This window comes from Cyclobacterium sediminis, from assembly GCF_054781075.1.
Map to the genome: position 1 here is coordinate 687,739 of NZ_BAAGVC010000003.1, position 19,632 is coordinate 707,370.

Below are 19,632 nucleotides of genomic sequence, written 5' to 3' on the forward strand. Positions count from 1 at the left end.
TGTGAACTAGTATATTTCTTTGAACAATAAAACATGAAAGCTTCAAACACCCAAACCCAAATGCGGAAAGGGATTTTGGAATTCTGCATATTACATATCATTTCCAGAGGAGAGGTCTACGCGACCGATCTGATAGAGGAGTTGCAAAGTGCTGAGATGATAATTGTAGAAGGTACCTTATATCCTCTTTTGAACAGGCTGAAAAATGCCAAATTAGCTTCCTATAAATGGGTGGAATCAGAGGCAGGTCCACCAAGAAAATATTATTCTATCACGCCTCAGGGGCTGGAATTCTTAAATGACTTACAGCAGACATGGGAAAACCTGGACACATCCGTCAATCAAATAATAGCGAAAGCAAAAAACGAATAGGAACGATCAAGTAATTAATATATATTTTCTTGACCTTAGTCATTTAAATCATGAAAAAGACAATTAGCATAAATATCAGTGGCATTCTCTTCCATATTGAGGAGGATGGATATACCGCCTTAAAAAATTACCTGGATGCCATCAATCAACATTTCTCCCATTACGAGGATAATCAAGAAATTATTACCGACATTGAAAATAGGATAGCCGAAATCTTCCTAAGTAATCTAAAAAACAATAAGCAGGTTATTACAGCAGACAATGTTTCTAACCTAATCCAAAAAATGGGAACAATAGCGGATTTTAAAGCTATTGAACAGGACTTGGAGGAGGAAAAACAGACTGAGGATCCAAACAATGACTTTTATAAATACGTAACTCCTCCGGATCAAAATTCAGGGAAAGGATATAAGAAACTAACCCGCCTGGTCCATGGTAAAATACTGGGAGGAGTGTGTGCCGGCTTTGCAAACTATTTCTCCATAGACCCGCTTTGGACCCGACTCATCACCATATTAATGCTGTTTAGCGGCGGCTTAAATTTAAATGCACTAAGCTTACCTTTCCTTTCTGAAGGCTTTCATTTGAACACTGCCATCGGCTGGTGGACGGTAATTGCTTATGCCTTACTATGGATTATTCTTCCGGTCTCCTATGATAAACCGGAAGATAAAAACATCAAGAAGCTTTACAGAAACCCTGATGATAGGGTATTGGGAGGGGTAGGTAGTGGCTTGGCTGCTTATTTCGATATAGATGTCATTTGGGTACGGCTGGCTTTTTTCGGTCTTACTTTTGCCGGAGGTTCAGGATTTGTATTGTACTTTATCCTATGGATAATTACACCTATGGCCAAATCCATTACAGAGAGGATTGAGATGAAAGGGGGAGCTATAACTTTAAGTAATATTGAGACCACCATCCAGCAAAATCTATCTACCGAAAGCAGCAAGGAGGAGTCTACTTCAAAAAGAATAGTGCTCGCTCCGTTTAGGTTCCTAGGAAAAGCAATTAATGCTATAGGGAAAGCACTTGGCCCATTTGGAGCATTCTTATTGGCAGTCATAAGGGTATTTTTTGGTCTCTTGATTTTTACCTTAGGAATGGTAATCCTTATAATCCCACTTGCCTTTTTAGGACTTTACAGTGAATTGATCATTAGCAATGATTGGGCTTATATGTGGGACGGTTTCCCAATCAATACCATTGCTGAGCTTTTACCTGTATGGTTGGCAATTGCGCTATCTGTGATTGTCTTTATACCAAGTATAGTATTGGTTCTTTTAGGCATTAGTGTATTAATCAAAAGGAACCTCATCGATGGAAGGTTTGGTCTTGTTATCTTCGGCATTTGGATCATGTGCATTCTTTTAGGCGCCTTCCAAGCACCAAAAATAATTGGTCAATTTAAAAGTGAAGGCAGTTTTACGGTTGACCAAAATCTTGAAGTTCCTGAAAACACACTATTATTAAGCGCCGAAAGTAGTGGAATAGATGAAGGCGAACTAGGCTTTGTTAAACTACAACTAAAAGGGCATGAAAAGGATGACTTGATAGTGAAGCAAAAGTTTATTTCCAAGGGCTCCAATAGAAGTGACGCCATAGAAAATGCTTCGGAAGTAGCCTACGAATTACAACTTACTGACAGCCTGTTGATTTTCGATAAATCCCTGACCTTTCCCGACACAGCAAAGTTTAGGATGCAACACTTGGAGCAGACATTATTTATCCCCTATAACAAGGCCTTTGTAATTGATCGTAATTTACTCTCAATTTTAAGAAACACCTTAGGAAAAGACGGATATAAAAACAGAGATATCAATAGTCAAAACTATTGGGTATATAATGAAAATGGCTTGCTTTGCTTGAATTGTGTCAATGACCACAAACAATCTTCTACCGATAGCCTTTCCAGATCTTTATACAATGAGAGTTTTATAATGAAAAAATAGCAGGCTAGGCTAACAACTACTTATCACTCTGTACATATTAATCCCCCCGCCTATTTAATTAAATAAGCGGGGGGATTTTTTATCAACCTCAGCACTTGTAAACATGCCTTTTCACCGAGTTGACCAGAGATCACTCCATTATAAAGCCACCACATCTTCATTATGACTCAGATCAATTATTTCGATTTTCCTAATTGACCTTCTATTAGATGCTATTGAAAAAGAAAAAATTCCTGTTTGATTTTTAGGTTAATAGGTTTTAAAGCAATACTTTAACTAAACATAAATCAGACCTGAATCACAAAGGTTAATCAGTGTCAATTGCCCAAAATTATAGCACTATGGATGTTAAAGTTAAATTTTTAGGCGCCGCAGGAACCGTTACAGGTTCTCGCTTTTTTTTAGAGATCGGATCTTTTAGGGTTCTCGTTGATTGCGGCTTATTCCAAGGCCTGAAGGAAAACCGTCTAAGAAACTGGGACACCTTCCCTGTTCAACCTGAAACAATTGACATTGTTTTACTTACGCATGCACATATCGACCATTCGGGATACTTGCCTAAATTAGTAAAAGAAGGATATCAGGGGCCCATTTATCTGACTGAAGCTTCTTTAGAATTGGTAAAAATCTTATTACTGGATGCAGGCAAACTACAAGAAGAAGAAGCCAAGTTTGCCCGAAAGAAGGGCTACTCCAAACATTCAAACCCACAACCTTTGTTTACCCGGGAAGATGCAGAAAAAGTTTTCCCAAAACTCAAACCCATTTCCTTTGATCAAGCGGTCAAAATTAATGATCAGTTAAGCATCACTGCATACAATGCGGGTCACATTCTCGGTGCATCAATACTAAAATTACAGGTCAAAGGGGACAAACAGGAAAAAAGCATTGTGTTTTCCGGAGATCTAGGTAGGACTAAAGATCCCATATTAAACCCTCCGGCAGAAATACCTTTTGCAGATGTATTGTTTTTAGAAACCACCTATGGAAACCGGGTAAACGAATCAACCGGGATAGATAGAAAGTTAGGAAAGGTAATTCGGGACACCTATTACAATGGAGGGGTTTCATTAATTCCTTCCTTTGCTGTTGGCAGGACACAAATGATATTGTTTTACTTGCACCGACTTCAACAAAAGGGGTTTATCCCTCAAATCCCTATCTATGTAGACAGCCCCATGGCCATTGATGTGACAAGCTTGTACAAAGACTTCCCTGAATACCACCATTTAGGCCCTTCGCTTGAAAATTCAAACGCCAATCCTTTTTTACATAAAAACCTACATTATTACAGAGATCAGGAATCTTCCATCAGCCTAAATAATATAAAAAACAATGCCATTATTATTTCGGCAAGTGGAATGGCTACAGGAGGACGAATATTACACCACCTTTACAATAGATTACCCAATAAAGAAGACAGCATACTCTTTGTCGGCTATCAGGCAGAAGGGACCAGGGGGCGAAGGATCCTAGAAGGTGAAGAAACGTGTAGAATTTATGGGATAGATGTACCTGTAAAAGCTAGGCCTTACTATATAGATGGCTTGTCTGCCCATGCCGACCAGACCGAGCTGGTAGATTGGTGTGACAATTTTATTTCAAAACCAAAATTCACCTTTTTAATACATGGAGAACCTGAGGCCAGAGAAGAATTGGCCGGAATTTTGAAAGACAAATTAAACTGGAATACGATCAGCCCGCTTTATATGGAATCTTTCCTATTATTTTCCGGAATTTAGAGGGTGTATTTCATTGGATCAAATGGAAAACTAAACTTAATCAAGCATCAATGAATAACTTCTCTAAATTGACCTATTTGTGTTTTCTCGGATTAGTGCTTTTAGCCTCTTGTAAACCTCAGAAAATGAAAAATCAGGGTATTCATGGGAATGTTTATTGGATTGAAGGAAACCAAATGCCACAAGCTTCCCAAGGAGAAGATTCAAGTCTTTCTCCTGCTTCCCAAAAGCCGGTTAAGCGAACCATACATATCCATCAATTGACCCATATCAATCAAGCAAGCTTAGGCGATTATCTTTTTGGAAATATCGAGACACCCCTTGTTGCCTCCATAGAGACCAATGAGGCGGGAGAATTTTCTGTAGAACTCCCCCCGGGTAAATATTCCCTATTCACGGTAGAAGAGAATGGCTATTTCGCGAGCATCTTTGATCTTGACAGTTATATTCATCCTGTAAAAGTAGAGAAAGGCGAATGGAGTAAGGTGGCCATAACCATCAACTACAAGGCCACCTTCTAATTATAATTAACTGAATTACAATATTTTAAAACAACAATTAATTTTTTTTAACTTTGGCATGCAACCATTTTTATACTTTGGGTATCTACCTTATTGAAGACAAAAATAAATGCCAATCAAAGAAAACCATACAGGAATAGTGCTCGGCCTGATCAAAGGTTGCCTTGAAGGAGACAGAAAAAGCCAAAGAGGTTTGTATGAGCTTTATTCAGGTAAATTTCTAAGCATTTGTTTGCGGTATATCAAAGACCAAGACTTGGCACAGGATGTATTGGTAGAGGGGTTCATGAAAATATTTGAAAAGTTAGACACTTACAGACAAGAGGGGAGTTTTGAAGGCTGGATGAAAAAAATCATGGTTACCCAAGCTTTGCAAACGCTCAGAAAGAATAAGAAATTATTAATGGAAGTAGATTGGGATGATAAAGACCATATCACTTCTTCAAATTTGGTTTTTGGGAAAATAGAAGCAGATGAATTGTTAAAACTAGTAGCCTCCTTGCCAGTGGGATATAGAACAGTTTTTAACTTATATGCCATAGAAGGATATAGCCACCGTGAAATAAGCAATTTATTAGGGATTTCAGAAAGCACCTCAAAGTCTCAACTGAGCAGGGCCAGGTCACTTTTGCAAAAGCAAATCGCCCCTCATTCAATTAAACAAAAAAGCAATGGCAGGTAACATAGATGATTTGGACAAATTGTTCAAAAATGCCTTGAGCAATCATACCACAAGTCCGGCTCCGGAGGTTTGGGATAAATTATCCGCTTCTTTGGACAATAAAGACAAAGGATTCTTATTTACTCCTTGGAGATGGGCAGCGGCTGTAGCAGTAGTTTTGGTTTCATTTTGGCTATTCCATCACTCTTTTGTTGTGGAAGTTCAGGATCCTTCTTTGGCTATTCAAGACACTAAAATATCAGAAAAAAATCCTTTCAGCATTTCCGCTTCTACAGATATTGCCGGAAAAGAAAAAATTAAAAGCCAATCAAAAAAAGTAGCTAAGGAACCAATTCCAGAAAGTGGAGAACTGAAATCTAAAGAAAAATTGGAAAAGCCCTTAACTGAAAAAACTAGGCCAAGTATCAAAAGAGTGCGAGAGCAATTGCCTCCAGTTTTGGCCCAAATGGAGCCCCTTAACAAAGACGAATTAACGGCAACAATTAGCGAACAGATGGCTCTCAATCCCACTATTGATAGAAAAGAAACACCGGACAAGTCATACAAGGGGTATAAAGTAAAAATAATTTCCAATGGATATGCCATACAACCTGAAAAGGAACAATTGGTGGCTGAGCTTGAAAATAAAATCGGTGGTTTTTTCACCAAAGTGGACGAAGGGTTTGGTGACCTTCGGGATGCTAAAAACAACCTCTTTGCCTCACTGACTACAAAACGAGAAAAAAAGAAAAACTAACTAGATATTTACAGACATGAAAAGGTACATTATTGTCATTCTTCTGATGGCACTGGCACAAATGGTATTTGGCAACCCTGAAATTCCGGATGATAGGCCCGTAAATGATAGCATCATTGTGGAGTTTGGCCATTCAGGAAAAATGGTTTTTGTGATCGACAATCCGGATGATTTTGAAAGGTTGAAGAATATGGACATCAACCAAATCATCAAAGAACTTGACCTCCCGGAAACAAGCAAAGACGGTGAACTCACAGTAGTTGAAATCAAACACAAGGAGGGAAACAAAGAAATTGTTACTATCTATGAGGACAAAGAGGAAACGGAAGTTACTGTAGGAAGATATAAGGTAATTGTGGACGAGAAAGGTTCTAAAACCAAAGTTCGGCTTATCACCGAACCAAAGAAAGAGAAAGACCCTGAATTTAGGACTTATATCAATATGGACTTGGGTATCAACACATTTTTTGAAAACGGAAATATACCGGGGGGAATAAAACCCTATAGTACCAAAGGTTGGGGAAGCTGGAATATAGGTTGGAACTGGATGGCCAGCCAAAAATTATCCAAGGGAAGGTACTGGGATTTCGGCCTTGGGCTGAGTTGGTATAATTTCAAATTGGACAATGCCAACTACCAAATTCTAGGCACTGAAAACGGAGTTTCTTTTGTAGACAGAACTGACGTAAATGGCTTTAAAAGCAAGGTATCAGCATCCTATTTAAATGTATTGACCATGTACAAGTTAGACTTTGGAAAACTGAATGACAGTGGTAAAAATGGATTGAGAGTCGCTATCGGACCCTATGCAGGATATAGGTTGGGAGGCAGAAGCAAATTTGTTTACAGAGAGATCGGAGGGTCAGGCAGAAAAAAAGACAAAACATCAGCGGGTGGCTATCTCAGCAATTTCAGGTATGGGCTTAGAGGCGAAATTGGTTTTAGAAGTGTTACTTTCTACAGCACTTATGATTTCAACCCATTTTTCCAGAAGCCCCTTAGCCCAAGCCTTAGTCCATTTTCCTTTGGATTGGTTTTCTAACAATAAACAACCCACTTAACTATGAAATATAAATTAAAACACCTGCTATTGCTAATAGCCCTGCTATTTACCGGTCTAGGATCTTCGCAAGGCCAACAAGTCATCAATAAATCGTTTTCCGGTATAGAAATCCTTGAAATAAAATCCGGAGCTATAGAGATCCAATATGAAGGACAAGATAATTTAGCCCAGATAGATTTAGAAGCATTTTTAGGCCATGAAGAAAATGCAGACAAGGACCTGGTGATGATAACGGTGGGTAACACCTTAAAAATTGCCTTTAATGGCAAAAACAATTCACGCCCTAAAAGCAAAAGATACCTTAGGTTAACCGGGCCTTCAAATATTCAATTAAATATAAAATCAAGTTCCGGAGCTACTTACGTTTCCGGAGTACGCGCACCATCACATCAGATTGAGGCAAGTTCCGGGCTAATTAAGGCATCAGACATCAGCGGGGACTTAAGCTTAAAAGCCTCCTCGGGAAATGTCCAATTGACAGGCTTAACAGGCAATCTGGAATGCAAAGTTACTTCCGGGAATGCCACAATTGAAGATGTAATGGGAAACATGAACTTTAAAGCTACCAGTGGGCAGTTAAAAATCAATTCCTTGTCAGGACTATTAAATGCCAAACTCACATCCGGGAACATAAAATTAAACCAAATAGGGGAATTAGGTAACCTGGAGGTAAGTTCAGGAAATATCAGAGCAGATAATGCCGGACTTGGACTGGACACCAGTTTGAACGCCTCCTCAGGAAATATTCAAATCTATACCGGTAGTAATTTATCGAATTATAATTTTGACTTAAAAGCAGGTAGCGGAAACATTAGGGTAGGAACTCAATCGGGTAAAAGTACCGTTTATATTGACAATGGCAAAAATGGAATGATCGTCGGAAAAGTTGGTTCAGGTAATATCTCTATTCAACCATTATAAAAAGGTAAAAGCCGCCAACCCTTGTAATAAATTGCTTCAAAAGGGTTGGCGGTTATTTTTATTAGTCCAAAGCATCTCTTTTTTGGATTTCCATGACTTGCTCTTTTTCTTCTCCTTTTAGACGCAAGACACTTACAATCCTGCCCGGCATTGGTTTAGCCAAAGAAACAAACAATAAAGTGGCTGCGTAAACAATTGTAAAACCTTGATTTTCATAGAAAAACAAGCCGAAAGCGCACAACACGCCTATCCAAAACAACTGCCAATACCTCAAAAAAGTCGCCTTGGCGTATCCTTTGACTTTTTGATTTACCGGCACTCCGCTTGTTCTGATGGCCCTAATTCGCTTGGTAAAAGCAAATTGTTGGACCACAAGCATTGCACTTACCAAACCTAGGACAATATAGTTAAACACCTCCGGGAGTGCAGGTAAATTAAAGTCCAGGTTGCCGCTTGTCACATACAAATAAGCAAAAGAAAAAAGAGGTAAAGGTATTGCAATCAATAGCAAGACATTTCGCTCCAACAAGCGAAAATCTTTCTTCATTGTCTTAATTTGATTTTCTTCTGCCATTAGTCAATCTGAATCTTAACCTCTGCACTGGTAGGCTTTGCGGAACAACAAAGGATATAGCCGGCCTTTATCTCGTTTTCACTTAAGCCTGCATCCTCTTCCATTTCCACTGTTCCGGAAAGCAGCTTCCCTCGACATGCAGTACAGAGCCCACTCTGACAAGAATAAGGCATATTTAATCCTTCGTCTAATCCGGCCTCTAAAATGGTTTTACTCGGACCAACGTCAAAGCTATACTCCTCCCCTTCCAATAAAATTTTCACAGGTCTGTTGATCACCCCTTCAACTGGAACATCATCTTGGCTTTCCTCTTTTTCGAGGTAAAAGCTTTCACTATGGATGAATTCTTTTTTGACATCCAGCTTCCCCAAACATTCCTGAGCAGTTTCCATCATTCCCTCCGGTCCGCATACAAAAAAGCGTTGGTTTTCGGCAAAATGAGTGAAATGATTATCAAAAAATTCATTGACTTTTTCCTGGTTTAACCTCCCTGAAGCCCCCTCCCATCCTGCTTTGGGTTGGGTAAGGTTATGGGTAATATTTAATTTACCGGGGTATTTTTCTACCAGTTCCTTGAGCGCCTTATCAAAAATAATCATGTCTTGAGAACGGCTGCAATAAAGCAAATTCACTTCAGATTTCGGCTCATTAATCAATATGGATTTGATAATCCCCATAATTGGAGTAATGCCACTTCCTCCGGCAAACATACCGTACTTTCTCTTGTTTTGCGAGTGGTACTCAGCAGTAAAATTACCTAAGGGTTTCATGACAGTTACCCGCTTACCAGGCACGAAAGTGTCATTAATGAAATTTGAAACCAATCCGCCTTCCAGACGCTTCACAGTGATCCCCGGAAAAGGGTCCACAAAAGGCGAGGTCGACAAGCTATAAGCTCTTCGCTCTTGTTTTCCGTTAACTTCAACAATTATAGTAAGGAATTGACCGGGCAGGTAATCCATGATGGGATCCGGCTGGTCAAAATATATGGTTACGGTATCAGAAGTTTCTTGGACAGTTTCCCTAATTCTGAGGGTAAGGTAATGATCATCCTTTTCGAGATCATCCTTTTTCTTCTTAAATAGTTTAAACAGCATTACAATAAAAGGAATAGTTTGATGAGCAATTCATACAAAATTAACATACTCTTTTCCAATTACCTATTGCGAGAAAAAATAGTTACCAAACTTTAACTCAAAAGCCTTACTTTCCTTCAAATTCCAAAGAATTTCTTATTCCATTGTAGCATTTAGAAGCATCCATTCGTACTGGCTTTAGAAAACAAAACAACTATAAGATTATGAATACTAAAATCAATTATTTAAAGAAAAAAGCTTCGGCAACAGGAAAATACTTATTAATACTAATGATCCTCCCCATTACTTTCTCTTGCCTTGACGATGAAGGACCAAACTCAGCCTATGAACCAACAGCCTATGTTTCTTTTTATAATGGTACTAACGAATCATCGGATATTCAAATAGAGGTCGATACAACAGTATATGATCGCAAGTCTTTTGAATTTGGCGAATTCATAGATTATTGGTATTTCTATACAGGTGAAAGAAATTTCTCTTTTGTAGACAATGATTCAGATCAATCCCTATTAGACACTGCTGTAAACTTAGGAGTTGAAAAGGCCTATTCGTTTTTTCTTACAGAAACAGGAGACGAATACACTACCCTATTTATTGAAGACAGTTTGGAAAACCCGGTGAATGGTAAAGCTCTGATAAGACTCGTTCACTTAGCAGCTGATGGACCGGAAGTGGATTTATACCAAAGGAACAATGAAGATGCAGTTTTGGAGGAGCTTTCCTTTTTGGAATTTACCGATTTTGTCAATGTTGACATCGGAGAAACAGACCTTATTCTAAAGGTTTCTTCTGATGACCAGAATGAGCTGATCCGTTTAAATGACATTCACCTCAGGGAAGGCAGAATTTATACGGTAGTCATCAGAGGTAAATTGGGTGCAGATAGTAACTCCGCAGAAGCCCTTCGCCTTCAATTGATAAGAAACTATCCCAACTATTAGTTAACTTAACAATGTTTATTTTAAGGGGATCCTGGAAACAGGGTCCCCTTTTATTTTATATTAATTTGGTCTTGGCCTCGTCTTTTGAATAATAACAATTATTTTTGTGCCTCAATTGATTTACAGACAAATGATGAAACTTAATCCGCTTACCGCAATCTCTTCCATTGATGGCAGATATGCCTCCAAAACAAGCCCTTTAATGGCCTATTTTTCTGAATATGCATTGATTCGGTATAGGGTTAAAGTGGAGATTGAATATTTCATTGCCCTGTGTGAATTACCTCTTCCCCAATTAAAAAGTGTGAAACCGGAAAAATTTGAGGTTATCAGGTCCATAGAAAAGGATTTCACCGAGGCAGATGCCCAGGCAATTAAAGACATTGAAAAAACCACCAACCATGATGTCAAGGCAGTTGAATATTTCTTAAAAGATAAATTCACCGCTTTAGGGCTTGAAGAGGTTGTTGAATTTATCCATTTTGGATTGACCTCACAGGACATCAACAATACTGCCGTCCCCATGATGTACAGGGATGGCATCAAAGAAGTAATCCTTCCTGCTTTAACCCAAGTATTCGATAAAATCAAATCTCGTGCAGAAGAGTGGGCAAGAGTTCCTATGTTGGCCAAAACACATGGGCAGCCTGCCTCTCCAACTCGCTTGGGAAAAGAATTTGATGTTTTTGTAAGCCGTCTTTCTTCCCAATTGGAATTATTAAACAACATTCCTTTTGCAGCCAAATTTGGTGGTGCTACCGGAAACATGAATGCCCATCACGTGGCTTTTCCGGAAATTGACTGGAACACCTTCGCTAACAACCTGGTCTCTAAAAACCTAGGCCTAAGCAGAAGTTACCCAACGACCCAAATTGAACATTACGATCATTTTGCAGCTCATTTTGATGGCCTCAAAAGATTGAACACCATCTTACTAGATTTCAGTAAAGATATTTGGCAGTATGTGGCCATGAATTATTTCAAACAAAAAATCAAAGCGGGTGAGGTGGGTTCATCAGCTATGCCACATAAGGTCAACCCTATAGATTTTGAAAATGCAGAAGGAAACCTTGGGATAGCCAATGCTTTATTGGAGCATTTGGCGGCAAAACTTCCCATCAGCCGTCTCCAAAGAGATTTGACAGACAGTACTGTTCTTCGGGTAATAGGTGTTCCATTGGCACATATGCAAATTGCTTTTCTTTCTCTGGATAAAGGCATAGAAAAATTGGAATTGAACCAAGTTGCCATAGAAAAAGACTTGGATGAAAACTGGGCTGTAGTGGCAGAGGCCATCCAAACAGTGCTTAGGAGAGAAGCTTTTCCTAAACCATATGAGGCGCTGAAAGCACTTACCAGAACCAATGAAAAAATTACCGAAGACTCAATAGCTACATTTATCAATAACCTCAATGTGTCTGAAGAAATTAAAAAGGAGTTAAAGGAAATAACACCATTCAATTATACAGGACTTTGATCCAAGATCAGTAAGACACTGACCTTGTGAAAAAGAAATATTCTCCAGGGTATAATCAAAGAGGCAAGTTTCTTCACAGAAACCTGCCTCTTTTTTTATTTATTTATTCTTTAGACTTTCTGAAATAGCCTTATAGAAAACACAACCAATAGTGGTTTATTTTTTATTAAACTTGGCAAACCTATTGTCCTCAAAAGGGATAGAAAGTTCATAAGTTTGTCCATTGTGACTCACTTCAAGTTCAATTGCATTTTGACTTTCTCCTATAATTTTAGCGTTGCTTTTATGCTTACTTGCGTTTCCCGGAGAGGGAATCAACAACCAAACCAACGTCGTGTCGTTATCCTTTATTTTACTATTGTAGATGCTGGCTACATTTGGTTCGTATAAATTGTATTCAGGGCTGTACCAACCTTGAATTTCAGGTTCTTCTTGCCCCATGATCATTTGAATATCAAATGCGACATCCCCAACAGGAACAATTTCCAGGCTACCTTCCGAATAACTTCCCACGGTAATATTGCCGTTTTGTTTGACATCTGCATCCGGATGCCAATGCCATAAGGTACTTATTTCCCTGGGCTGCTCAGTTCGGATCCTATCTACTACTACCCAAAACGCCCCTCTAACATAAAAGAGACTTCTATTGTGACTTGCTTTCCCATCTAAATCAATGAAATCATCGAAGGAAGAAGAGGCAAAATCAAAGTCTTCTGTAAGTTTAACCCTCTTGCTATCCACCGGTTTGTCTGCCAAACGTGGGCCATCCTCCTGAACTTTCCCATCGATCAAAACCAAATTATGGCCCTTGCTACTTAACGCATAAGGTCTAAATTTCTTTGCTATCTCTCCGGTATAAGCATATCTACCTGCATCTACAAGAAAATCCTTTCCGAAAGCTGAAAGAGACAGGTGCAGTTTATCATTGTGTTGGTGACCACTGCCCCAAGGGCCTATATCAAAAAAGGACCAGTGGGCCATGGCATCATAACCACTTCTGGAAATCAATTGTCCTGCCCAAGGGATAAAGTAAGAAGGTCCGTCAGCAGGCTTTGTTCCCTCAGTCCCATTACTAGCTAAAAAAGCCCATTCCGGTTTATTGTATTTTTTAGCAGCTTTTAAAATATACGCTCGATCACTTCCTCTATCACCATCATTGTTCAATATTCTATACCCATCAGGCCTTATTGCTTTTGCAACATAACCATACATATTTTCTATGGTCTGAGTAAAATATTGAGGGAGTTCACGACCCGCCTCATCACACAAGTCTTTGAACAGCTCAAAATTATTCAAGGAAACGTTATGGTAATGAGAAGACAATTCGGTTTGGACTCCATCAGGATAAACCTGACCCCGCATGCTTTCTGTCATGGTAGCAATCGCATAATCCATCCATTCATCGGTAGCTTTGTATTCCGGGAAATAGGCCACAACGGTGGCCAAAGATGATATTTCCATCGTCAACCAATTGTTGCCACTATGAAAATTTCTATTGTAATGGGCATGATCAGGTAAACTACTCAAAATTAAAAATCGGGTTACCGGTGAGATATATTCACTTTCCATCATGCCATAGAAAACCCTGGTCCAAGTTTTCACTCTTGCAGCCACTTCAAGTCCCCTCCAAATTGATTCAGATTTCTTCTCTGCAGGGTAAGGCATGCTTGCAAGGATAAAATCTCTTAAAAACAGGTCCATGTATTGTGCGTATTTTGGATTGCCAGTTTGAAAATAAGCTCCCATAACATTGGATAATTGGCTATGTCGATTGGAGAGCCAAGCCCATTCTCTATCATTATTTGGCCCCTTATAGTACCAATCCCTGTGTCCATTTTCCAGTAAAGGAACTTTACCTTTTACATTCTGAATAGTGAAAACATCTTTTAGAATGGTATCAGCTGCTGCTACTGTTTTGGACGAAGCATTAGGCAGGGTTTTCCTAAGCCCCATTCCATTTTCGGAGACTTTATAGTAGGCCAACAATTCATTGGCAGCAAGCACCCAGTTCTCATTTGAAACTGCTGTCTTTACTTTTCCCAGCCCTTTGTGCTCCAAATCCATATGATTAAAAGTACCTTCTACCAAGTATGGGTAAGACCTGTATAATTCTTTAATTGAGGTGATTTCTTTCCAGCTTTGTTGGGCAAAAGACGAATGGTATCCAAATAATAATAAGAGTGAAAAAATGTAAAATCTGATCTTGATTGGGTTCATTTTAATTCTTTCGATTAGAAATTCAGGAGATATCTGTTTAGGACTGAATTTGGGTTTAAAATATATTTAACTTTTAATTTTATTCCTCTTCATCAAGCAAGTCTTTAAGTTCTGCTAAAATTGTCTCTGCTTCAGCTTTTTTTAATTCAAAATCGTCTCCTTTAGACGAATTGTTGAGAAAATGATTATAATGTTTTTTGGCCTTTTTAAGGGTTCTCGGCGTTATGTCAAACTCAGCATAATCCAAATGAACCTTAGCTAAGGTTGACGATTTAAAGTTCCCAAAAAGATAAACCCTAAATAAATCAACAAATTTATCAATGATATCAAACTCTTCCACCAGAGAGACCAAACCTCCATTTTGGTGTTGGTTTGCCGGCCGGTGAATCACATCAAATAAGGCATCTAAAGTTATTTGTTTATTTTCCATCCTTGAAAGCACCTTGGTAGCCAAAAAAGCCTCATCCATTTCACCTGACTTAAGCACATGGATCAACTTTCCTTGTACTTCCTCTCCTCCTATCCGTACCAACTGATCACCATATTTCATTGGATCCTCATTTGATTGATCGAGCAATTTTCCAATTAATCGATCTATATGATTATTTTCAGTACTGTCCATATTTAAGGTAATCACTTGTTTTAAATTTAAGCAAACAAATTAAGCAAAATTTCTTTGTTTCCCCCTTGTATATTGGGCTTATTACTATCAATAATTAAGTTCTATTGAGCTATATCCATAACAGGGAGGATAAGTTTGTCGATCTGATTTATTTTTTTTCATCTTTTGATTTTGGTAACCTGCCTGCTTTTTTTAAAGCATCATGAATCAGCCATTCCAGTTGTCCATTGGTACTTCTGAACTCATCTTCAGCCCATTTTTCCATGGCTTTCATTAGCCGCTCATCTATTCGCAAGGCAAAAGGTTTCTTCTGTGCCATATATATTACCTTTCACTTCTCCATTCTTCCCAAGCATCCAGAATTTTATTCGGATTGCGGGTACTCCATACAAAACTACTATCTTTCAGTGATACTCTCACTACATAAGATGTACTGAATAGGTATTTCCACTCCCCTTTGAGGTCATAGCGTATACCTAACCCTCCCCCATTCCAAATCGATCTCTGCTTAATTTGTTGGATATTTTTCACCTCTTCCCATTTGTATTTTTTCCAGGAATTAATAAATGGAGGGCTTTTATAAGAAAGTGCAGTAGGATCCATCCTGATCTCAAGCTTCATACTAACAATCATCCAACCTATAAGCAAAGAAACAAATAAAACAATCGCTAGCACCATGATGTTCGTAGATTCCTCTGCTTCAACAACACCATAAACCAATGAAACAGCAGATACTATTAACTGAAGACCAAAAAAAACAGGTATAAACCAAGTATCCTTTAAGGCCTGGGACTCATTATACACCATACTTATTGATTTAAAGTACCTACATTCACCACGGGGCTGGCATTTTTGTCGGAGCAAAGGACTACCATCAGGTTACTTACCATTGCTGCTTTCTTCTCATCCTCAAAATCAATAATTCCTTTTATCTTTAAATCCTCCAAGGCCATCTCCACCATCCCTACTGCTCCGTCTACGATCATTCTTCTGGCAGCAACAATTGCAGTTGCTTGCTGTCTTTGCAGCATGGCAGATGCAATTTCAGACGAATAGGCCAAATGGGAAATTCTAGCTTCAATGACTTTAATTCCCGCATGCTGCAAGCGGTCACTGATCTCATCTTCAAGCGATTTATTCACATCTTCCACCCCGGACCGAAGTGTTATTTCCGCATGTGCATCTTCAAAATTATCGTAAGGATAAGTCCCTGCCATCTTTCGAACGGCCGCATCGGCTTGTAAGTGCACAAAATTCTCATAGTCATCCACATCAAATGAGGCTTTGAAGGTATCTGCCACCTGCCAAACGACAATGGTGCCCACCATTACCGGGTTACCTATTTTATCATTGACTTTTAAAGGCTTATTTTCAAAGTTCCGAACCCTCAATGAAATTTTTTTCTTGGTCATAAAGGGAATCACCCAAAAGAACCCATCGTCTTTTACTGTCCCTTTGTAAGAACCAAACAGAAGCAACACCATGGCCTTATTGGGCTCTACTATAAAAAACCCGGAAATAATGAAGGCAAACAGCAACACAGTTGGTATAAGTAGAAACACAACTTTACCAATAATGCTAAAAGCGATAAGTGCCAAGAGGCAGAAGGCTATGAATACCATAAAGTATCCGGATTGGGGTTTGATTGTCTTTTCCATATTATTTTAATATTATTTTGATATCATTTCAAATCTAATAAAAAATACTGAATTGTTTTTCTTTAGGCTCAATTATTATTTAAGAAAATTTGATTATCAAAAAATTGAATTGAACCAAACAAATGAAATACTATTAATTTGGCCATTATAAAAAGTAAGCAGACCAAAAGTGATCAGAAGTAAAAATTCATAAAAACCCATAAAATACATACATTCAAGCAATTGAAGAGAGATTCACCAAATTTTTAAGGATAATTTACATAAAAGGGCAAAAGGTAAATTTATTTTTTTTATATATTGTCCAATTAAATTGATCAACCATCTGAAAAAAATGTATAAAACTTCTAAACCCAAATTCAATGAACGAAAACATTAACAAAAGTGCGCTCTTTAACGGGAGCTGTTTCGCACTGATTACCACCGCATTCACCTTTAGTATACGAGCCGGCATTCTACCACAGTTAGGAGAAGATTTCGGTCTTTCTGCAGCTCAATTAGGTTTTATAAACTCAATGTGGTTCTTAGGCTTTCCAATTTCAATGATCATTGGAGGAATAGTTTACCACTCATTTGGCCCCAAAAATATCATGAGGGTAGCATTTGTGGCCCACACGCTTGGTATTTTATTAACCATATATGCCGGAGGGTATACAACACTTCTCATTTCAACTTTATTTATTGGCTTTGGTAACGGATGTACCGAAGCTGCATGTAATCCAATGATTGCGGACATGTACTCTGGAGTAAAAATGAATAAAATGTTGAACCGGTTTCATATGTGGTTCCCGGGGGGAATTATGGTTGGAGCATTGATTTCAAGTTTTATGACAGGGTTAAACCTGGGCTGGGAAGCTCAGATGTGGGTGACAATGATTCCTACAGTAATTTATGCCGTATTGTTTTTTGGAAAAACATTTCCAAAGGCAAAAGTGGAAGGAGCCACTTCTTTGCTTAATAATTTCAAAGCATTGTTTAGTCCGGTCTTTCTATTTCTTTTTGTGTGCATGGCATTTACAGCTATATCCGAATTCGGCCCACAGCAATGGGTAAATATCGTCTTAGCAAGCAGTGGTGCTGATGCAATGATCATATTGGCATTGACTACAGGAGTAATGGCCGTAGCAAGATTCTTTGCAGGACCAGTAGTTGAAAAACTAGGTCAAACAGGAGTGTTATTAACCGGAGCTTGTTTGGCCACATTAGGCATTTTACTTTTCAGTGTAGTTACTGGCCCCATAGCTTATATTGTAGCCATCATTTTCGCCTTGGGTGTTGCTTACTTCTGGCCTGTCATGGTCGGTGCGGTAGCACAAAGAGTACCTTTAAGTGGAGCCTTGGGTATGTCTATTATCGGAGGAATAGGAATGTTTTCAACGGCAATTTTCCAACCTATCATCGGTGGGTGGATTGATTCCTCTAGGGCAGAAAAAAGTGCTGAAGGGTTATCAGGAGACGCATTGGAGTTGGCTGCTGGTCAAGCGACGCTTCAAAACATGGCATTTTTCCCCATATTACTGATCGTATTGTTTACCATCTTCTTCTTCTGGCAAAAGAATTCTAAAAAAACAGAGGCGGTAAGCCCAGCTTAATAAAAATTTTCTACTTAAAATAATAAAGGAGGCACATTTATTGTGCCTCCTTTTATTTTATAGGTTGTCTGATTATTACATTAATTGGTTAGGTTGTTAAAAAAAAGAAAACCCATTGTTTGAAATGCTTTTTATCATAAGGTACAATTATTTACACCTGAGTAATATCAGAAATCTGGCTTAATAAGACTTGACAAAAAGAATTGTACTATTAAAGCTAAAATAACTATAGGGCTTTTGCCTAAAAACCATTACCAAGATCCCATATACACCTACTCATAAAATCATTACCAAGAACCCAAAATTCTTTTGATTTAAACTTTAAAACTAATCATGATATGTTAGAAGAATACCTCAATTTCGAATTCTGGAACAATACGACCCAAGATTATTTAATTGCGTTGGGAATCATTGTTATTGGCATTTTAATCGTCAGAATTTTTAAGAAAACAATACTTCAAAAAATTAAATCTCTGACTGAGAAAACAGCCACGAACTTGGATGATTTTTTATTGGAGGCAATAGAGAAGTTTGTTATTCCGGCATTATATATCTCTATAGTATTTTTTGGCATAAGAACGCTGACTATTTCTGAGGGGTTTAGAGCAATCCTTGCCAATGCTCACAAGGTAATTCTCGCTTATTATATCGTAAGGCTAGTTTCCAGCGTCTTGATCTTGTTATTAAAAACCTGGGTAAGAGAACAAGAGAACGGAGAAGAAAAAGTCAAGCAAATAGGTGGAATCATTCTCATTATCAACGTATTAATATGGGGATTAGGTATATTATTCCTCTTTGACAATTTAGGTTACAACGTAACCGCAATTGTTACCGGTATGGGTATTGGTGGTATAGCAGTAGCCCTTGCTGCTCAAAATATACTAGGTGACTTGTTCAATTATTTTGTGATATTTTTTGACAGGCCCATAGAAATAGGTGATTTTATTGTAATAGATGACAAGAATGGAGTTGTAGAAAAGATCGGTATTAAAACCACACGCGTAAAGACACTCTCGGGGGAACAACTAGTCATTGCAAATAGTGACTTGACAAGCTCGAGAATTCACAATTACAAAAAGATGCAACGAAGGCGGATTCTGTTTAGCGTCGGGGTAAGTTACGAGACAAACAATGAAGACTTAAAAAGAATACCTATAATTTTAAAAGAGATCGTAAACCATCAACAACCCATTACTTTTGACCGAGCACATTTTAAAGAATTTGGAGATTCAAGTCTTAATTTTGAAGTTGTTTACTATATAGAAGACGCGGCTTATAATACCTATATGGACATCCAACAGCAAATCAATTTCGAAATCTTTGATAGATTCTTAGAAATGGGTATCTCTATTGCATTCCCAACACGTACATTATACGTAAGAAACGAGAATGGTCAAAATTTAAAGATTGAAAATTCCTCAGCTGGGGAAGAAGATCAGGAAGCAGAAAACTTAAAAGGCTAAGCAGT

The 19,632-nt window shown here is 38.3% G+C and carries 19 protein-coding genes; 12 read left to right on the forward strand and 7 right to left on the reverse strand.

The genetic code is table 11. From position 1 onward, the window contains the following. The first annotated feature begins 33 nt into the window (after nucleotides 1–33). From ACYVHJ_RS05265 to ACYVHJ_RS05300, 8 genes are all read left to right on the forward strand, one after another. Nucleotides 34–372, forward strand: a complete 339-nt coding sequence (locus ACYVHJ_RS05265; RefSeq protein ID WP_303614695.1) for a PadR family transcriptional regulator — start codon at nucleotides 34–36, stop codon at nucleotides 370–372. Nucleotides 373–422: 50 nt separating this feature from the next. Continuing rightward, on the forward strand, nucleotides 423–2,324 hold the full coding sequence (locus ACYVHJ_RS05270; RefSeq protein ID WP_460513211.1) for a PspC domain-containing protein: 1,902 nt from the start codon (nucleotides 423–425) through the stop codon (nucleotides 2,322–2,324). A 341-nt stretch (nucleotides 2,325–2,665) separates the two neighbouring features. Continuing rightward, nucleotides 2,666–4,066 carry an MBL fold metallo-hydrolase RNA specificity domain-containing protein gene (locus ACYVHJ_RS05275; RefSeq protein ID WP_460513213.1) on the forward strand — a complete coding sequence of 467 codons (1,401 nt, stop codon included), beginning with the start codon at nucleotides 2,666–2,668 and terminating at the stop codon, nucleotides 4,064–4,066. Nucleotides 4,067–4,191: 125 nt separating this feature from the next. Then, nucleotides 4,192–4,587, forward strand: coding sequence for a carboxypeptidase regulatory-like domain-containing protein (locus ACYVHJ_RS05280; RefSeq protein WP_460513215.1), 396 nt, complete (start codon nucleotides 4,192–4,194; stop codon nucleotides 4,585–4,587). Nucleotides 4,588–4,696: 109 nt separating this feature from the next. Then, a complete protein-coding gene (locus ACYVHJ_RS05285) occupies nucleotides 4,697–5,269 on the forward strand; it encodes an RNA polymerase sigma factor (RefSeq protein ID WP_460513218.1) in 573 nt (190 codons plus the stop codon). Further along, on the forward strand, nucleotides 5,259–6,005 hold the full coding sequence (locus ACYVHJ_RS05290) for a hypothetical protein (RefSeq protein WP_460513220.1): 747 nt from the start codon (nucleotides 5,259–5,261) through the stop codon (nucleotides 6,003–6,005). The genes ACYVHJ_RS05285 and ACYVHJ_RS05290 overlap by 11 nt, the downstream gene beginning before the upstream one ends. Nucleotides 6,006–6,021: 16 nt before the next feature. Beyond that, the gene (locus ACYVHJ_RS05295; RefSeq protein WP_339905654.1) at nucleotides 6,022–7,047 is read left to right on the forward strand and encodes a hypothetical protein; all 1,026 of its coding nucleotides are present in this window, start codon (nucleotides 6,022–6,024) and stop codon (nucleotides 7,045–7,047) included. Between the two features lie 21 nt (nucleotides 7,048–7,068). Further along, nucleotides 7,069–7,989, forward strand: a complete 921-nt coding sequence (locus tag ACYVHJ_RS05300; protein ID WP_460513222.1) for a DUF4097 family beta strand repeat-containing protein — start codon at nucleotides 7,069–7,071, stop codon at nucleotides 7,987–7,989. Nucleotides 7,990–8,050: 61 nt separating this feature from the next. Here the strand turns inward: ACYVHJ_RS05300 and ACYVHJ_RS05305 are convergent, their stop codons facing one another. Together ACYVHJ_RS05305 and ACYVHJ_RS05310 are read right to left on the reverse strand one after the other, a co-directional pair. Beyond that, nucleotides 8,051–8,536, reverse strand: coding sequence for a hypothetical protein (locus tag ACYVHJ_RS05305; RefSeq protein ID WP_339905714.1), 486 nt, complete (start codon nucleotides 8,534–8,536; stop codon nucleotides 8,051–8,053). A gap of 26 nt (nucleotides 8,537–8,562) precedes the next feature. Then, complete coding sequence (locus ACYVHJ_RS05310) at nucleotides 8,563–9,660, reverse strand: ferredoxin--NADP reductase (protein WP_339905713.1); 1,098 nt, start codon at nucleotides 9,658–9,660, stop codon at nucleotides 8,563–8,565. Between the two features lie 203 nt (nucleotides 9,661–9,863). On the opposite strand from ACYVHJ_RS05310, the gene ACYVHJ_RS05315 reads away from it, so the two are divergent. Further along, complete coding sequence (locus tag ACYVHJ_RS05315) at nucleotides 9,864–10,601, forward strand: DUF4397 domain-containing protein (protein WP_460513225.1); 738 nt, start codon at nucleotides 9,864–9,866, stop codon at nucleotides 10,599–10,601. Between the two features lie 133 nt (nucleotides 10,602–10,734). Next, nucleotides 10,735–12,078, forward strand: coding sequence for an adenylosuccinate lyase (purB, locus tag ACYVHJ_RS05320; RefSeq protein ID WP_460513694.1), 1,344 nt, complete (start codon nucleotides 10,735–10,737; stop codon nucleotides 12,076–12,078). 156 nt (nucleotides 12,079–12,234) lie between these two features. Here the strand turns inward: purB and ACYVHJ_RS05325 are convergent, their stop codons facing one another. From ACYVHJ_RS05325 to ACYVHJ_RS05345, 5 genes are all read right to left on the reverse strand, one after another. After that, nucleotides 12,235–14,295 (reverse strand): alginate lyase family protein, encoded by a 2,061-nt coding sequence (locus tag ACYVHJ_RS05325; RefSeq protein ID WP_460513227.1) that lies wholly within the window; start codon nucleotides 14,293–14,295, stop codon nucleotides 12,235–12,237. 79 nt (nucleotides 14,296–14,374) lie between these two features. Continuing rightward, nucleotides 14,375–14,917, reverse strand: a complete 543-nt coding sequence (locus ACYVHJ_RS05330; protein WP_460513230.1) for a HEAT repeat domain-containing protein — start codon at nucleotides 14,915–14,917, stop codon at nucleotides 14,375–14,377. A 148-nt stretch (nucleotides 14,918–15,065) separates the two neighbouring features. Beyond that, nucleotides 15,066–15,236 (reverse strand): type II toxin-antitoxin system antitoxin, encoded by a 171-nt coding sequence (locus ACYVHJ_RS05335; protein ID WP_460513232.1) that lies wholly within the window; start codon nucleotides 15,234–15,236, stop codon nucleotides 15,066–15,068. A gap of 5 nt (nucleotides 15,237–15,241) precedes the next feature. Then, on the reverse strand, nucleotides 15,242–15,724 hold the full coding sequence (locus ACYVHJ_RS05340; RefSeq protein WP_460513234.1) for a hypothetical protein: 483 nt from the start codon (nucleotides 15,722–15,724) through the stop codon (nucleotides 15,242–15,244). Between the two features lie 2 nt (nucleotides 15,725–15,726). Beyond that, entirely contained in the window at nucleotides 15,727–16,575 is an 849-nt protein-coding gene (locus tag ACYVHJ_RS05345) for an SPFH domain-containing protein (RefSeq protein ID WP_460513237.1), read from the reverse strand. 359 nt (nucleotides 16,576–16,934) lie between these two features. On the opposite strand from ACYVHJ_RS05345, the gene ACYVHJ_RS05350 reads away from it, so the two are divergent. Together ACYVHJ_RS05350 and ACYVHJ_RS05355 are read left to right on the forward strand one after the other, a co-directional pair. Further along, nucleotides 16,935–18,164, forward strand: a complete 1,230-nt coding sequence (locus tag ACYVHJ_RS05350; protein ID WP_460513238.1) for an MFS transporter — start codon at nucleotides 16,935–16,937, stop codon at nucleotides 18,162–18,164. A gap of 338 nt (nucleotides 18,165–18,502) precedes the next feature. Continuing rightward, nucleotides 18,503–19,627, forward strand: a complete 1,125-nt coding sequence (locus tag ACYVHJ_RS05355) for a mechanosensitive ion channel family protein (RefSeq protein WP_460513240.1) — start codon at nucleotides 18,503–18,505, stop codon at nucleotides 19,625–19,627. Nucleotides 19,628–19,632: the final 5 nt, after the last annotated feature.

Coding starts and splice junctions, on each gene's coding strand:
- ACYVHJ_RS05270 (WP_460513211.1), top strand. CDS start 423: ATGAAAAAGACAATTAGCATAAATATCAGTGGCATTCTCTTCCATATT.
- ACYVHJ_RS05350 (WP_460513238.1), top strand. CDS start 16,935: ATGAACGAAAACATTAACAAAAGTGCGCTCTTTAACGGGAGCTGTTTC.
- ACYVHJ_RS05330 (WP_460513230.1), bottom strand. CDS start 14,917: ATGGACAGTACTGAAAATAATCATATAGATCGATTAATTGGAAAATTG.
- ACYVHJ_RS05285 (WP_460513218.1), top strand. CDS start 4,697: ATGCCAATCAAAGAAAACCATACAGGAATAGTGCTCGGCCTGATCAAA.
- ACYVHJ_RS05325 (WP_460513227.1), bottom strand. CDS start 14,295: ATGAACCCAATCAAGATCAGATTTTACATTTTTTCACTCTTATTATTA.
- ACYVHJ_RS05305 (WP_339905714.1), bottom strand. CDS start 8,536: ATGAAGAAAGATTTTCGCTTGTTGGAGCGAAATGTCTTGCTATTGATT.
- ACYVHJ_RS05345 (WP_460513237.1), bottom strand. CDS start 16,575: ATGGAAAAGACAATCAAACCCCAATCCGGATACTTTATGGTATTCATA.
- ACYVHJ_RS05355 (WP_460513240.1), top strand. CDS start 18,503: ATGTTAGAAGAATACCTCAATTTCGAATTCTGGAACAATACGACCCAA.
- ACYVHJ_RS05310 (WP_339905713.1), bottom strand. CDS start 9,660: ATGCTGTTTAAACTATTTAAGAAGAAAAAGGATGATCTCGAAAAGGAT.
- ACYVHJ_RS05295 (WP_339905654.1), top strand. CDS start 6,022: ATGAAAAGGTACATTATTGTCATTCTTCTGATGGCACTGGCACAAATG.
- ACYVHJ_RS05280 (WP_460513215.1), top strand. CDS start 4,192: ATGAAAAATCAGGGTATTCATGGGAATGTTTATTGGATTGAAGGAAAC.
- ACYVHJ_RS05340 (WP_460513234.1), bottom strand. CDS start 15,724: ATGGTGTATAATGAGTCCCAGGCCTTAAAGGATACTTGGTTTATACCT.
- ACYVHJ_RS05300 (WP_460513222.1), top strand. CDS start 7,069: ATGAAATATAAATTAAAACACCTGCTATTGCTAATAGCCCTGCTATTT.
- purB (WP_460513694.1), top strand. CDS start 10,735: ATGAAACTTAATCCGCTTACCGCAATCTCTTCCATTGATGGCAGATAT.
- ACYVHJ_RS05335 (WP_460513232.1), bottom strand. CDS start 15,236: ATGGCACAGAAGAAACCTTTTGCCTTGCGAATAGATGAGCGGCTAATG.
- ACYVHJ_RS05315 (WP_460513225.1), top strand. CDS start 9,864: ATGAATACTAAAATCAATTATTTAAAGAAAAAAGCTTCGGCAACAGGA.
- ACYVHJ_RS05265 (WP_303614695.1), top strand. CDS start 34: ATGAAAGCTTCAAACACCCAAACCCAAATGCGGAAAGGGATTTTGGAA.
- ACYVHJ_RS05275 (WP_460513213.1), top strand. CDS start 2,666: ATGGATGTTAAAGTTAAATTTTTAGGCGCCGCAGGAACCGTTACAGGT.
- ACYVHJ_RS05290 (WP_460513220.1), top strand. CDS start 5,259: ATGGCAGGTAACATAGATGATTTGGACAAATTGTTCAAAAATGCCTTG.